Below are 14091 nucleotides of genomic sequence, written 5' to 3'. Positions count from 1 at the left end.
CGCCGGGTCACGGGTGCGACGGATCGCGACCCGTCCGCGTGTCCGGGGCCGGGAACGGCTCGGCTTGTCGGGGATCGTGGCGGGGGCGTCAATGTCGGGGCGCGTTCAGGACCGGATCAGGCCGCTTCGCGCGCCTGAAGCTTGGCCAGTTCCACCGCCGCCCGCAATTCGATGTCGGCGATGAGGCCGTCGAGGCGGGGGTCGCCGCTCTCGCCCGAGCGCTGGGCGAGGCGACCCGCGATGGCCTGGAGATCGCGGGTCGAGACCCGGCCCATGATGAGGGAGGCCTTCAGGCGGTCGAGGCCGTCGAGGAGGTCGTGGCCGCGCCGGGTCGCGCGGCGGCGGCGCTCCTCCGGCGTATCGGAATTGGTCTGGAGGGTGAGGATCGCATCGAGGCCGGCGAGGGACGAAGCTGGCGTCGCCGCGGCGCTGGTCGCTGTCGCCGGCGCCTGCCCGAGGGCGAAAGCCGGGCCCGCCTCGGTCCGGCGCGGTGCGGTGGCGCCCCCCGCGGCGGCGGCGGCGAATCGGGGGTCGATGCGCATGGGGGACGACCGTTCCGTATCCGCGCGGCCGGTTCCATCCGCCCCCTAGCCGCGCGGCGCCGGGGGACGGCCGATTCGGTGACCCCGCTCGCGCGGCCCCGGGATCGGTACGAGGCGGCAGAATCCGGCCGGATTGGTTAACCGCGGGTAAAGCCCCCGGCAGATCCTGCCGGGTCGGCATGAAGGGCGGTGGCCACGTCCGTCCCGGCACCGGAGCTCCTCAGAAAAATTCGTTCAAAAACAAGGGTTTGCCGGAACGATCGGTTTGGCACGCTCCTGGCAGATTGGCTCCCAAGACCGCGCCCTCCATCGAAACGCACCATGCGCATTCAGATGCCCCGCTCGACGTTCCGCTTCGCCTGGCGCTCCATCGCCCGCTGCCTCCTGGCGCTGGTCTGCGCCGGGCTGACGGTGGTCCCGGACCGGGCCTTCGCCCTGTCGCGGGTGAAGGACATGGCGAGCATCGAGGGCGTGCGCCAGAACCAGCTCGTGGGTTACGGGATCGTGGTCGGCCTCAACGGGACCGGCGACACCCTGAACAACATCCCGTTCACCCGGCAATCCCTGCAGTCGATGCTGGAGCGCCTCGGCGTCAACACCCGCGGCGCCACCATGCGGACCCAGAATCTCGCCGCCGTGATGGTGACGGCGAGCCTTCCGCCCTTCGCCACGCAGGGCAACCGCATCGACATCACGGTGTCGTCGCTGGGCGATGCGAAGTCGCTCCAGGGCGGAACCCTGCTGGTGACGCCGCTCCTCGGCGCCGACGGCGAGGTCTACGCCCTGGCCCAGGGGTCGGTGGCCATCGCGGGCTTCTCGGCCGAGGGCGACGCCGCCAAGATCACCCGGGGCGTCCCCACCAACGGCCGGGTGCCCAACGGGGCGATGATCGAGCGCGAGATGGCGTTCAAGATGAACGACATGCGCTCCCTGCGCCTGTCCCTGCGAAACCCCGACTTCACCACCTCGAAGCGGATCGCGGCCGCCATCAACGACTTCATGGGCGCCGACACCGCCGAGCCCACGGACCCCGCCACCGTCACCCTGCAGATCCCGCCGAAGTACAACGGCAACATGATCCGCCTCGTCACCGAGATCGAGCAGCTCAAGGTCGAGCCCGACCAGACGGCGCGGGTCATCGTCGACGAGCGCTCGGGCATCATCGTCATGGGCCGCGACGTCCGGGTCTCCACCGTCGCCATCGCACAGGGCAACCTCACGGTGACCATCACCGAGCAGCCGCAGGTGAGCCAGCCTGCCCCCCTGTCCAACGGCCAGACCACGGTGGTGCCGCGCACGGGCGTGAAAGTCGATACCGGGGAGGGCAACAAGCTCGCCCTGGTCAAGGAGGGCGTGACCCTGCGCGAGCTCGTCGACGGGCTCAACGCGCTCGGCGTCGGCCCCCGCGACCTCATCTCGATCCTCCAGGCGATCAAGGCCGCCGGGGCCCTGCAGGCCGACATAGAGGTGATGTGATGCGCTCTTCCCCCTCCCCCAGCACGAGGCGTTGACCATGCTGTTCGCTCCCCTTGCCGCCACCGCCGCCATCGGCGTCGGAAAAGCCATCGTCGGCGACATCGCCAAGACCGTCACGGGCGCCACCAGGGCCGCCGCGGGCGCTTCCAAGACCGCCGCGGCGGCCAACGCTCCGGCGACCGGCGCGGCGGCGACGACCAAGAGCGCCGCCGAGGCGAAGGCCCGGAAGGCCGCCTCGGAGTTCGAGACCATGTTCCTCGAGCAGAGCCTCGACCGGCTGACCCAGTCCGACGGCACCGAGGGCCCCCTCGGCGACAACGGCACGGGCGGCGGCGTCTACCGCTCGATGCTCACCAAGGAATATGCCGGCCAGATCGTGAAGAGCGGCGGCGTCGGCATCGGCGATCAGGTGTTTCGCGAGATGATGAAGATGCAGGAGGGCGCGAATGGCTCCGTCAACTGAGGGCCCCCTGCGCATCGTCGACCGCGCCGGAGCCGGGGCCCTGGTGGCCCGCGTCATGGAGACCCTCGACGCCCTGGAGGCGGTGCTGGCCCGCGAGAGCGACCACATCCGCGTCGGGCGCCTGCACGAGGGGCTGGCCGAAACCGAGCGGAAGACCGGCCTGTCGGCGGCCTATCTGCAGGGGTTGGAGACCATCAAGGCCAACGCCATCGCGCTGACGCGCTTCGCGCCGGAGGGGATCGAGGCCCTGAAGGCGGCGCACCGGCGCTTCACCAAGGCCGTGGAGGCCAACCAGATGGTGCTGGCCACCGCCCGCTCCGTGTCGGAGGGTCTGGTGAAGTCCCTGGCCGAGGAGGTGGGCCGCGCCCGCGCGCCGACGATCTACGGCCGCCCGTCGCACGCCCCCTCCCCCTATGCCCGCGCCGGCCACGGCGGCAGCCAGCCCCTGGTGCTGTCGCGCAGCCTGTAGGAATCCGCGGTGGCGCGTCTTTACGCTCCGTTATGGCCGGCGCGTCTAGGCTCGGGACGCGACCATCACGGGCCACGATCATGCGCGCCAAACGGACGAGCCTCGTCCATCTCATCTACTTCTCCCGGCTGAACCTCGCCGCCGATGCGCCGACGCGCGCCCGGCAGCTCGGCGAGATCACCCGTCAGGCCCAGAAGAAGAACGAGTTCTCCGTCATCACCAGCTTCCTCATCGTGGAGCAGAACTTCGCCGCGCAGATCATCGAGGGCGAACGCGCCTCGGTGAGCGACACCTTCAACCGCATCGGCAACGACACGCGCCACCGCGACGTGCAGATCGTCGAGTGGCGCGAGATCGTGAAGCGGGAATTCGTGAACTCGTTCTCCACGGGCGTGCGCGGACCGGCTAACGACGCCGTGTTCGTGAAGGCCAACCTCATGCCGATGTTCCAGCGCGGCACCCCGAAGGCCACGGGCATCCACGCCCTGGCCATGCAGTTGCAGAGCGAATCCATGTCGAAGCAGGGCATCGACCACCTGTTCGTCTGAACCCCATCCGGACGCCCCGTCGCCGCCCCCGGCCTTGAGACGCGAAACCCATGAGCGAGACGCCCCCGATCCTCATCGTCGACGACCAGGAGAAGCTCCTGAAGCTCGTCATCCTGCTCATGAACCGGCTCGGGTTTCCCGATGTCGAGGGCGTCAACGATGCGCCGACGGCCCTGGAGCGCCTGCGGACGCGGAAATACGCCCTGGTGATCTCCGACCTCGACATGGAGCCCATGGACGGCCTCGCCTTCCTGCGCGAGATACGCGCCGACGACGCCCTGATGAACACGCCCTTCATCCTCACCGAAGCCTCGTTCGACTTCGAAGACATCAACCTCGCCCACCAGGCCGGCGCCGACGCCTTCATCCTCAAGCCGTTCGACATGTCGGTGCTGAAGTCGAAGCTGAAGCAGGTCATCAACCGCAAGCCGCGCAAGCGCGAGGCGCCGCTGGCCGCCGAATCCGCCCTCAGCGTGGATTTCCCCATGCTGGGCAAGTTCTGAGCGGACCCGCTCCGACGCGCCGGCCCGTCCCCGATGATCGCCCCTCCCACCGGCCCGGCCGGGCGGCTCGCCCAGCGGGTGTCCCTCATCCTCGCGCTCCTCTTCGGCGTGGTCGGCGGCGGCGCGGCGGCGCAGGACGGCCCGCGCCCGGATCTGCGCCGGTCCCTTTCCGAGATCGCCGCCGAACTCCCCCTCCGGCAGGCCGACTTCGCCGGGCTCTCCGCGCTCCGCGACCGGGCCGAGGCCCTGGCGGCGGAGAGCCGCGAGGTGCAGGCCCGGGACGCGGCGGCCCTGGAACGGGCGCGGACGGCACGGCTCGACGCCGGCCGAATCGAACCGCCACCAGAGCGCGACGCCGCCATCCGGGCGGCCGACGACGCCCTCCGGTCCGCCGAGGAGCGGGTCCAGGCGGACAAGGCCCTCGCGGCCGACCTCGACGGCCTCGGCAATCGCATCACCGAGGCGCGGCGCAGGCTCTTCGCCGCGCGCCTGTTCGCCCGCGGCGCAAGCCCGCTCTCCTTCGGATTCTGGAGCGAACTCGTCGACCGGGCGCTGCCGCAGGTCGCCGGCAAGCTGTCCGATCTCGGCACCGCCATGGCGGCCGGCCAGGAGGGTGACGACGCCGCCGAGATCGCCATCGGCGCCGCGGTGGTCCTGACGGGCCTGCTGCTGCTCTACGCGGCGATCCGGAAGGCGCGCCGGTACACCCTGGACCGCTGGCAGCGTTTCGCCGCGCGGACGAGCATCAGCCCCCGGCGACGCGCCGCCGTGCACGCCCTCCTCGACATGACGCTCACCGTCTGCTCGTTCCCCCTCGCGGTCGTGCTGCTCCTCGTCCTGAACGACGACATCGATTTCACGCCCGGCAGCCTCGATTCGATCATCTTCCGCGTGCTCGCCGCCGTCGCGGGCGCCCTCCTCGGGGCCGGCATCCTCCGGGCCATGGTGGCGCCGCGCGATCCGGCCCACCGGCTCCTCGCCGTCAGCGACGGGACGGCCCTGATCGTCGCGCGTACGGGCCACGCCCTGATCCTGGTCTACGCCGCCGATCTGGTGTTCGCCGAGTTCGCCGTCGCGGCGCATTTCCGCATCGTGATCAGTCAGGCCGCCACCATGGCGATGATCGCCCTGTGCTGCGCGCTCCTGGGGCTGGCCCTCCTGCGCCTGAGCCGGGACGAGGCCCCGGCCGAGTCGGACGCGATGCCGGCGGCGCGGTCGGCCGCCTCCCTCACGATCCTGACGCCCGTCGTCTGGGCAGGGCTCGCGGTTTCGTTCGCGGCGATGCTCGCCGGCTACACGGCCCTCGGCGGCTTCCTCATCGGCCGCCTGATCGTCACGGGCCTGCTCCTCGCCCTGGGCTGGGTGGTGCTGATCTGCGTCGACGCCCTGTTCGTGACCCGGGCCGACATCGAGACCAGCCCGCGGCTGCTGCGCCTCAGCCGGGCCCTGGCGGTGCCGCCCGACACCCTGGCCCTCGGCTCGGCCGTGGTCTCGGGCGTGCTGAACGTCCTCGCGGTGACCGCGATGATCTTCGTCGTCATCGGCCCCTGGAACCTCGCCTACGGCGAACTCAACCCGTTCCGGGACGCGTTCCTCGGCACCCATCCGGGCGATGTCCGCACCCTCGTCGGCGCTGCGGGGTTCGCCGCCCTGACCGCCATCGTCGGCGTGGCCCTGACGCGGGCCGCGACGGGTTGGCTCGACCGCAGGGTCCTGCCGCAGACGCGCCTCGACGCCGGCGCCCGCTACTCCGTGATCACGGTGGTGGGCTATGGCGGCCTCGTGCTCACCCTCCTCCTGGCGCTGGGTCAGCTCGGGGTGAATCCGCAGAGCCTGACGGTGATCGCCGGCGCGCTCTCCGTCGGCGTCGGGTTCGGCCTGCAGAGCATCGTCTCGAATTTCGTCTCGGGGCTGATCGTCCTGGCCGAACGCCCGATCCGGGTCGGAGACCTCGTGACGGTCAAGGGCGAGGAGGGGCGTGTCAAGAAGATCAGCGTCCGCTCGACGCTCCTCGCCACGGGCGATCGCACGGACCTCATCGTGCCGAACACCGACATCATCACGTCCATCGTCCGCAACAAGACCCTGACGGACGTGTCCCAGCGCCTGCGCCTGCCGGTGGTGCTGGCCCAGGACACGGATCTCGCGCTGGCGCGCGACATCCTCGTCGCCGTCGCCGCCCGTCATCCCAACGTCGCGGCCGACCCCGCGCCGGTGCTGCTCCTGACGAAACTCGGCGAGAGTCTCGAAGTCGAGGCGCGCGTCTTCGTCCACGACGTGTCGCAGAGCGACGTGACCCGCAGCGAACTCAACCACCTGCTGCTCGAATTCTTCCGCCGCGCCGGCATCAAGCTGGGCGGGACCGCGTGAGCCCGCGCCCGAAGCCTGCGAACCCGAAACCGGCTCAGGCCACCGCGCGCTTCTGGTAATCCTTGATGTCGGAGAACCGCAATGCGGGCGCCCGCTCCTCCTCGTAGCGCAGGGAGAACGCCGTGGTGGCCATGAACACCGGCGCGCCGTCGAGGTCGCTCGCCAGGGCCGAGCCGTGGCTGCCGATGAAGTTGTCCAGATCGGTCTCCTTGTCGGCCTCGATCCAGCGGCAGATGGAGAACCGGGTCGGTTCGTAGTCGATGGGCAGGCCGTACTCGGCCTGGAGCCGCTCCTTCAGAACGTCGAGCTGCAGGGCGCCGACCACGCCGACGATGGCCTGGGAGCCGTCATGCGGGCGGAACACCTGCACCACGCCCTCCTCGCCCATCTGCTGCAGGGCCTCGCGCAGCTTCTTGGCCTTCATCGCGTCCGTGAGCTTGATCCGCCGCAGGATCTCGGGGGCGAAGCTCGGCACACCGCGGAACACGATCTCCTCGCCCTCCGTCAGGGTGTCGCCGATGCGCAGGGTCCCGTGGTTGGGGATTCCGACGACGTCGCCCGCGAACGCCTCGTCCGCGATGGCGCGGTCCTGGGCGAAGAAGAATTGCGGCGCGGAGAGCGACATGGGCTTACCGGTTCGCACGAGCTTGGCCTTCATGCCCCGGCTGAGCCGGCCCGAGCACACCCGCATGAAGGCGATGCGGTCGCGGTGGTTCGGATCCATGTTCGCCTGGATCTTGAACACGAAGCCGGTCATCTTCGGCTCCGTCGGCTCCACGAGGCGCTTGTCGGCGTCCTGGCCGCGCGGCGGCGGGGCGAAGCGGGCGAGCCCGTCGATGAGGTCGCGCACGCCGAAGTTGCGGAGCGCCGAGCCGAAGAACACCGGCGTGAGGTGCCCCTCCCGGAACGCCTCCAGATCGAAGCGCTTCAGGCCGGACTCGGCGAGCTCCGCCTCCTCGCGCCAGGTGGCGACCTCGCCCTCCTCCGTCAGGAGCCCATCGAACAGCGGATCGTCGACGCCCGTCACCGGCACGGTGCCGGCATCGTCGGCGGCGTCGAGGCGGCGCACCCGGCCGTTGCCTAGGTCGTAGGTGCCGGCAAAGCTCCGCCCCCGGCCGATGGGCCATGTGACGGGGGCGACGTCGAGGGCCAGCACCTTCTCGATCTCGTCCAGCAGCTCGAACGGGTCGCGGGCCTCGCGGTCGAGCTTGTTGATGAAGGTGACGATGGGAATGTCGCGCAAGCGGCAGACCTCGAACAGTTTTCGCGTGCGCGCCTCGATGCCCTTGGCCGCGTCGATGACCATCACGGCCGAATCCACCGCCGTCAGGGTGCGGTAGGTGTCCTCCGAGAAGTCCTCGTGGCCCGGGGTGTCGAGGAGGTTGAAGACGCAATCGCCGTACTCGAACGTCATCACCGAGGTGACGACGGAGATGCCGCGCTCCTTCTCGATGCCCATCCAGTCGGAGCGGGTGGAGACGCGGTTGCGCTTGGCCTTGACCTCGCCGGCGAGTTGGATGGCGCCGCCGAACAGCAGCAGCTTCTCCGTGAGCGTGGTCTTGCCGGCATCCGGGTGCGAGATGATCGCGAAGGTGCGGCGCCGGGCGACGGGATCGCTCTTCGGGTCGGGCGCTTTGTGTTCGGCGGATTTGGTCTCGGTCTGCATCAGCATGGCGGGCAACGGTGTTCCGGGTCCGCGGCGGGCGGACGATGGCCGCCGGACGGCGACCCGAGAGAGCGGGCTGTGTAGGCGTTTCCGGGGGGAAGCGCAAAGCCGCCGGAATGGGCTCAGCCCCGGCCGATATACGGCATCTTCGTCGCGAGCACGGTCATGAACTGGACGTTGGCCGAGGGCGGAAGCCCCGCCATGTAGACCACGGCGTCCGCCACGTGGGCCGCGTCCATCACCGGCTCCGGCTTGATGCTGCCGTCGGCCTGCCGGGCGCCGTGCGAAAAGGCCCGCGTCATCTCGGTCTCGGCATTGCCGACGTCGATCTGCCCACAGGCGATGTCGTGGGCGCGCCCGTCGAGGGAGGTGGCGCGGGTCAGCCCCGTCATGGCGTGCTTGGTGGCGGCGTAGGGCGCCGAGTTCGGGCGCGGCACCTGGGCGGCGATGGAGCCGTTGTTGATGATGCGCCCGCCGCGCGGGTCCTGCGCCTTCATCAGCCGGAACGCCCCTTGCGTGCACAGGAAGGCGCCCGTGAGGTTCACGTCGACGCTGGCACGCCAATCGGCCAGCGCCACCTCGTCCACGGGCACGCTCGGGGTGAACACGCCGGCGTTGTTGAACAGCACGTCGAGGCGGCCATACGCCTCCCGGGTCGCCGCGAACAACCGCGCGACGGAATCCGGGTCGGCGACATCGGCCTCGACGGACAGGGCCTCGCCCCCCTGCCCCCGCACCGCCTCGGCGACAGCCTCGAGCCGCGCCCGCCGCCGCCCGGCCAGCACCACGGCGTAGCCGGCTTCGGCGAGCCCCAGGGCCACCGCCCGGCCGATGCCCGAGCCGGCCCCGGTCACCATCGCGATCCGTCCCGCCATCCGCCGCGTGCTCCCTACTCCCCACCCGCTCATAAAGCCGGCGTCGCCCTGTTGCCAGCCTCCCCCACTCCGTCTAAACACCACCCGGCCTTGCGCCGATGGGGCGTCGCCAAGTGGTAAGGCAGCGGTTTTTGGTACCGCCATTCCCAGGTTCGAATCCTGGCGCCCCAGCCAAATTTCCTTAGGGAAATCAGCACTTAGCTCGGCCGACAAATCGGACATAAAAGAACAGACGGTGTTTTCGGCCGCACAAAGGCCCGCACACTCTGTTCACGCCTCGTCCCGCCTGCCTATCGGTAGGGAGGCCTGTGAGCAAGCCTTCGCCGAGATCGGAGTGGCGGTAGCCCGGCGCCGCACGCCCTGCCCCTGGAACCCCTTCCCAGCAAACAGCCCGTGGGGCCGCCAGATTGACGAGGCTTACCGCCGCGATCTGGCTGGCGAAGGCACTGTCCGGCGCATCTACCCGCGTCGCTCGGCCCGCTTCACCCCCGCCTCTTCCGCAGGGAGGGCCAGCGCATGACCGCGAACACCAACCGCCGTCAGTTCATCGCGCTCGGGGGCGCCGCCGCCGCGGCTCTCGCCCTGCCGCCCGCCCCGGCGGCAACGGCGCTACCCATCGGGACAATCACGCCGAAGCCACCCATGCCAACATGGATCGTCGGCACGCCCGGCGAGTCCGACCACGAGGTCATCCGCGCCATGACGCGTGAGGCGGCCATCCGCTTCCGTGCGGAGGATTGCGACGATGACGACGAGGACCGACCGGAAGGGCAGACGTGCGAGTGCCACGCATGCTCAGCGAGCGGCGGGTACGAGGCGACCCGCGTTGAGCAATGGGATGGCCGTCGCCGCGACAGCATTACGGACAGCGATTGGCTCGATGCCGGCTTCGACGCCAACTGTGCTCGGTGCGGCGACGTGGCGAACAGGGAGGATGATGGGCGCAACGTCAATGGCAAAGCCATCTGCGGCGACTGCATGAAGCTCGCCGATTGGGAGATTGTGGACCCCGAGATCGCCGCTGAGATGCGGGCCGACCTCGCAGACGCCACCGCACTTGCCCCCTCCCTCTCCGGGAGGACGAGCGCGTGATCGACCTAGTTGATCTCTGCCGACAGCGGTCCCGCGAGGCGAAAGAGCCCCGTCAGAAGGGCTGGTGGACCCACGAGGCGAATATGCTGAACCGTGATCCATCGCGAGAGGCTTTGGTGCGCCGGTTTTTGGCTCGCGACCCGCGCCTCGTCAGCGTCCCCGCCCCCTCCCTCTCCGGGAGGAATTGAGATGGCAAAATTCGCCGACGAAATCATTCAGGCCTTGGCCGAGTCGTGGGCCGGCATGGACGGGCACTTGGCCGACTACAAGCGCGAGCGAGACGAGGGGATCAGCCTGTTCGATCCGACATGCACAGGGCATTACGAGGGCTACTACGCCGAAGCGCAGAGCATCCTGGAGCGTCTAGAGCGGCGCGGGTTCGTCGTCGTCCCTGCCCCCACCACCCACGTCGCTCCTAACCTCGCGCAGGGAGGCGAACTGTGAGCGAGCGTCCGGTCCGCCTGAAGCTTTCGCGCAAGGCCGGCTTCAGCCTCCAGGCCCATTCCCTGGCGACGAACGGGCTGCCGGCCGTGAACGTGGCCCGGCCGTCCGTCTGGGGCAATCCGTTCGTCATCGGCGCGCCGAGCGGATGCGATTTCGAGGACGGCGGCGACCCGACGCCCATGGTGGATGCCCTCTCGCGCGATCAGGTCGTACAGTTCTACCGGAACGCGGTCGAGGGCTACTTGAAGCCGGAGATGCATCCCGCCGGGCATCGGTGGCTCGCGCGCTTCCGCGAGCGTTGCCGGGGCATGTCGCCAGCCGAGGCGGCACGCTCATACCTCAAGGGCCGCAACCTCGCGTGCCGTTGCGATCTGCATGAGGCCTGCCATGCGGACGTGCTGCTCAGGCTCGCGAACGGATGGTCTTGCGACCCCATCCCGGTCCCCTAGTCCCCCTCCCCTCAATCGGTTTTCGGATTGGGGCGGGGGCGCTCGCGGCGGGGGTGGGAAATCAGGGCTCGGCGTCCGAAGGTGTTTTCGGCTTCATGCGTTCGCGGCGCTTGAGTTCGGCTTCCGCCGCCTCGCGCATGAACTCGGACATGCCCCGAGCGCCAACGGCCCCGATGATGCGCGCCACGAGCGGCGGGTCAAGCCATACGGTCTGCTTGACCATCTTCATGCCGGTTTTGATCGGAGGTCGCCCCATCCGGCGGGGAGTATCCGACTGCGATAATTCCGTCAAAGCGCCCTCATAAACGCCGTTGTCTATTGACGTATAAACGCAGTTGTTTATTCTGTCCATATCGAACTACGGAGCCATTGAAATGAGCAATCAAATCCCTCTGATGGACGGTGAGCACTCCCCGGCGCTCGTGGTCAGCATCACCGTCATGCGCAACATGCTGGCCGGCTGTCAGGTCGTTTTCGGCAAGGGGGTCACCGAACAAGAGGCTGGAGACGCGGAAGCTGCCGCAGTCATGGCTTTGTTCGAAGAAACATACGGCAAAAGGCAGGCTGTCGAGGCCGATAAAGCGTCGGCCGACCCAGACCAGGCAATTGGCGAGGCCATGAAAGCCATAGAGATGGCTGGGGCGCATCCGGTGCTGACAGGCATCGTCGTCGCACTAGAGGGCGCCCGCAAAGAGTATCGCACCTACATCTCTGGCGAGTCGTTCCCGGTGGAAGGGTTCGTCGCCCGCAACTGCGCTTGCTGTGCAGACCAGCCGACTGTTCCACCGGACTGCCCGGCGTGTCACGGCGCTGGCGGATTCACTCGATACCACCTCGCTACCCATCAGCCCGCCGCCGGGGCGCACGCACCCGATGCGGGGGAGAAGTCCGGTATTATGCAGCAACCTCACCCAAAAGCGTTGAGGTGGCATAGAGACAGTCATGGTGTCTAAATCATTGTCTTTTAAGGGATTGGCTCATTCATACCCCTCTTTCGTTCCTCATTGGTACTTGTTGGCGGATTCAATGATTCATTGGCCTCTCATTGGGCTTGCGTTATGAGGCGGCATTCCATAAGTTGATTGAGAATGCGGGGCTGCCATGCGGGATATCCGTGCTGATCTTCAAGAAAGACTAGAAATTCTCGCTGCGCGGGAGAGTGAGGTTGTGCGCGAGCATAATCGACACATGCGTGAGCTTGAGCAACGGCTGGAGAATGCCACTAAATCGCTTCAAGAGGAGCGGTCGGCGATTCAATCAATGATGGCTGTAGAGATGCGTAGGCACGGCGACGATAGTCGTATTCATGCACCACTGCTTCCTCTGCAAGACTTTGTTGTCCGAGAAGCTTTTAAGCGCGGCATAACCTCTAAAGAAGATCTGAGGCTTGCGGCGGTTAAAGCTGGTTACTTCCCTGACGGAGAGACGGGCGGGCGCCAAATCCACACCACTGTGCTGAACCTTACCCGCGCCAACCGACTCATTGAAGTCCAAGACGGACGCTACAAGGCCCCGATATCCGCGTCACCCAATGGTCCGCAAGTCGAGGCAGGTGTAATGTGATGAAGTTGCACGCTAGCTCTCTGGCGACGGTTCGCGCCGGGAGAGGAACGTAGTCGGACCGGAGAATCCCTCTCACAAAGGGACCTCCGGCCCGGCCAGGACCAACACAGACTGAACTACCTTCTGGCTAGGAAGAGAACGCAGAATGCGACGGTGCCCACCACCGGAATATCGCATCTCTCGCGGCTCTCTTCAAGCCGGAAGTCCCTTCGCAGTCAGCGACAAGGATTTCCCATGGCAAAATCTCGAAAGAACCTTAAGAGCCCGACTCGGCGTCCTGAGTTCCCCTGTGACCTCCAGACGGCGGGCAATATCCTCCACGCCGTTCTGGTGAAGCGGTGGAGCCAGTCGCGGGCCGCTTTCTATTTTTGCGTGCACAGCGGCACGGTCTCTAAGATCGTGCGCGGCCTGTCACATCAAGGGTCCACGCCACGCTCGTTTTGATCTAGCCCGCCGGGATTGCCCCTGTAGGTGATCCCGGCCGGGTCGTCGCTCAAAACGATTCCGGCATCCTCAAAAGCACGCCGCATCGCCAGCAGATTGTTGGTGATCGGCGTGCGCAGGCCGTTCTCGAACTGGCGGATCGTACTCAGTCCGATACTGGCGCGTTTGGAGAGATCGCCCTGCGACCAATCCAACCAAGCTCGTGCTGCGCGGCAATGCTGAGGTGTCATCTTGGCTCATAGGTAGCGCGTGAGGTTTTTTGCGTCAAGGCAATTAAAAGCGTTGACGAAGGCGCAATGAACCCATAGAACTCACCTCAACGCAAAACGTTGAGGTTTACCCCGTGGCCCAGCACTTTCTCCTCTCCAAGGCGGCCCGCACCCTCAACCTCACCAAGGTCGCCCGCATGTCGGACGATGAGGCTTGGTCCACGTTCAAGGCTATCCGCTGGGCCGCTACCGATGGCGAGGCGTTCTGCCCCCGCTGCGGTTGCCTCAAGCACTCCTTCATCGCCACCCGGAAGCTCTTTAAGTGCGCCGGTTGCCGTCACCAGTACAGCGTCACCAGCGGGACCATCTTCGCCTCCCGTAAGCTCCCCATCCGTGACCATCTCCTCGCTATCGCGATCTTCGCCAACGGCGCCAAGGGCCATTCCGCCCTCCAGCTCTCACGCGACCTTGATTGCCAGTACCGGACGGCCTTCGTGATGGCGCACAAGCTGCGCGAGGCCGTCGCTGCCGAGGCGGCCGATGTTACTCTGGCGGGTAACGTCGAGGTCGACGGCGCCTACTTCGGCGGCCACGTCCGCCCCGAGAACATGAAGGCGGATCGCCGCGACCGTCGCTTTGCCGAGAACCAGACCGGCAAGCGCCGCGTCGTCGTCGTGATCCGTGAGACCAAGGGCAAGGCTGTTGCCTTCGCCTTCCGCTCCGAAGCCGAGTCGGTGCCGACCATCGTCGAGCGCGTGGCCCCTGGTAGCGTCGTTCATGCTGACGAGGCCAAGGGCTGGGATCGTCTCCACGCCTCTTTCCAGACCCGCCGCATCAATCACCAAGAGGGCTACAGCGCTGACGGCGCTTGCATGATCGGCCCCCACGAGGTGGTCCGAGGATAAAGTTAGTGCACGGTTGGCCGCTCCGCCACGGGTAGCTTGGCCGGCGGAGCTGGTCGGGCGAGCGCAGCCGGCC

Annotated in this window: 17 protein-coding genes and 1 tRNA gene; 13 read left to right on the top strand and 5 right to left on the bottom strand. The window is 67.7% G+C overall.

The genetic code is table 11. The features are described 5' to 3' along the window. Positions 1–116: 116 nt before the first annotated feature. Positions 117–542: a flagellar assembly protein FliX gene (locus ASF25_RS10840; protein WP_056169302.1), complete on the bottom strand. Its 426-nt coding sequence runs from the start codon at positions 540–542 to the stop codon at positions 117–119. 321 nt (positions 543–863) lie between these two features. Here ASF25_RS10840 and ASF25_RS10835 point away from each other — a divergent pair, with 321 nt between their 5' ends. From ASF25_RS10835 to ASF25_RS10810, 6 genes are all read left to right on the top strand, one after another. After that, a complete protein-coding gene (locus tag ASF25_RS10835; RefSeq protein ID WP_056304617.1) occupies positions 864–2018 on the top strand; it encodes a flagellar basal body P-ring protein FlgI in 1155 nt (384 codons plus the stop codon). Between the two features lie 37 nt (positions 2019–2055). Then, positions 2056–2481, top strand: a complete 426-nt coding sequence (locus tag ASF25_RS10830) for a rod-binding protein (RefSeq protein WP_056263845.1) — start codon at positions 2056–2058, stop codon at positions 2479–2481. Beyond that, entirely contained in the window at positions 2465–2950 is a 486-nt protein-coding gene (locus ASF25_RS10825; protein ID WP_056169293.1) for a hypothetical protein, read from the top strand. Before ASF25_RS10830 ends, ASF25_RS10825 begins: the two co-directional genes overlap by 17 nt. An 80-nt stretch (positions 2951–3030) precedes the next feature. Beyond that, the gene (locus ASF25_RS10820) at positions 3031–3498 is read left to right on the top strand and encodes a BLUF domain-containing protein (protein ID WP_056169290.1); all 468 of its coding nucleotides are present in this window, start codon (positions 3031–3033) and stop codon (positions 3496–3498) included. Positions 3499–3548: 50 nt separating this feature from the next. Further along, entirely contained in the window at positions 3549–4001 is a 453-nt protein-coding gene (locus ASF25_RS10815) for a response regulator (protein ID WP_056169287.1), read from the top strand. Between the two features lie 33 nt (positions 4002–4034). Beyond that, on the top strand, positions 4035–6371 hold the full coding sequence (locus ASF25_RS10810) for a DUF3772 domain-containing protein (RefSeq protein ID WP_056304616.1): 2337 nt from the start codon (positions 4035–4037) through the stop codon (positions 6369–6371). A 34-nt stretch (positions 6372–6405) separates the two neighbouring features. On the opposite strand, the gene ASF25_RS10805 is transcribed toward ASF25_RS10810, so the two are convergent. Together ASF25_RS10805 and ASF25_RS10800 are read right to left on the bottom strand one after the other, a co-directional pair. Further along, positions 6406–8043, bottom strand: a complete 1638-nt coding sequence (locus ASF25_RS10805; RefSeq protein ID WP_056169275.1) for a peptide chain release factor 3 — start codon at positions 8041–8043, stop codon at positions 6406–6408. Positions 8044–8159: 116 nt separating this feature from the next. Then, the gene (locus ASF25_RS10800) at positions 8160–8912 is read right to left on the bottom strand and encodes an SDR family oxidoreductase (RefSeq protein ID WP_056304615.1); all 753 of its coding nucleotides are present in this window, start codon (positions 8910–8912) and stop codon (positions 8160–8162) included. A 99-nt stretch (positions 8913–9011) separates the two neighbouring features. Between ASF25_RS10800 and ASF25_RS10795 the strand changes: the two genes are divergently transcribed. The 4 genes from ASF25_RS10795 (at position 9012) to ASF25_RS10780 (ending at position 10897) form a co-directional block, all read left to right on the top strand. Then, a tRNA-Gln gene (locus tag ASF25_RS10795) sits at positions 9012–9086 on the top strand. A gap of 342 nt (positions 9087–9428) precedes the next feature. Further along, on the top strand, positions 9429–10004 hold the full coding sequence (locus ASF25_RS10790; RefSeq protein ID WP_056304614.1) for a hypothetical protein: 576 nt from the start codon (positions 9429–9431) through the stop codon (positions 10002–10004). Positions 10005–10193: 189 nt separating this feature from the next. Then, complete coding sequence (locus ASF25_RS10785; protein WP_056304613.1) at positions 10194–10448, top strand: hypothetical protein; 255 nt, start codon at positions 10194–10196, stop codon at positions 10446–10448. Next, the gene (locus ASF25_RS10780; protein ID WP_056304612.1) at positions 10445–10897 is read left to right on the top strand and encodes a DUF4326 domain-containing protein; all 453 of its coding nucleotides are present in this window, start codon (positions 10445–10447) and stop codon (positions 10895–10897) included. Before ASF25_RS10785 ends, ASF25_RS10780 begins: the two co-directional genes overlap by 4 nt. A gap of 61 nt (positions 10898–10958) precedes the next feature. Here the strand turns inward: ASF25_RS10780 and ASF25_RS22665 are convergent, their stop codons facing one another. Further along, on the bottom strand, positions 10959–11120 hold the full coding sequence (locus tag ASF25_RS22665) for a hypothetical protein (RefSeq protein WP_156368940.1): 162 nt from the start codon (positions 11118–11120) through the stop codon (positions 10959–10961). 151 nt (positions 11121–11271) lie between these two features. Here ASF25_RS22665 and ASF25_RS10775 point away from each other — a divergent pair, with 151 nt between their 5' ends. Together ASF25_RS10775 and ASF25_RS22660 are read left to right on the top strand one after the other, a co-directional pair. After that, the gene (locus ASF25_RS10775; protein WP_056304611.1) at positions 11272–11850 is read left to right on the top strand and encodes a hypothetical protein; all 579 of its coding nucleotides are present in this window, start codon (positions 11272–11274) and stop codon (positions 11848–11850) included. A 148-nt stretch (positions 11851–11998) separates the two neighbouring features. Further along, positions 11999–12460 carry a hypothetical protein gene (locus ASF25_RS22660; RefSeq protein ID WP_156368939.1) on the top strand — a complete coding sequence of 154 codons (462 nt, stop codon included), beginning with the start codon at positions 11999–12001 and terminating at the stop codon, positions 12458–12460. Between the two features lie 416 nt (positions 12461–12876). On the opposite strand, the gene ASF25_RS10770 is transcribed toward ASF25_RS22660, so the two are convergent. Continuing rightward, on the bottom strand, positions 12877–13134 hold the full coding sequence (locus tag ASF25_RS10770; protein WP_056304610.1) for a helix-turn-helix transcriptional regulator: 258 nt from the start codon (positions 13132–13134) through the stop codon (positions 12877–12879). A 113-nt stretch (positions 13135–13247) separates the two neighbouring features. Here ASF25_RS10770 and ASF25_RS10765 point away from each other — a divergent pair, with 113 nt between their 5' ends. After that, a complete protein-coding gene (locus tag ASF25_RS10765) occupies positions 13248–14018 on the top strand; it encodes an IS1595 family transposase (protein WP_280137337.1) in 771 nt (256 codons plus the stop codon). Positions 14019–14091 lie beyond the last annotated feature (73 nt).

The sequence above is a fragment of the Methylobacterium sp. Leaf100 genome (genome assembly GCF_001422845.1).
Lineage (GTDB): Bacteria > Pseudomonadota > Alphaproteobacteria > Rhizobiales > Beijerinckiaceae > Methylobacterium.
This window is presented reverse-complemented; position numbering and strand designations above follow the sequence as displayed.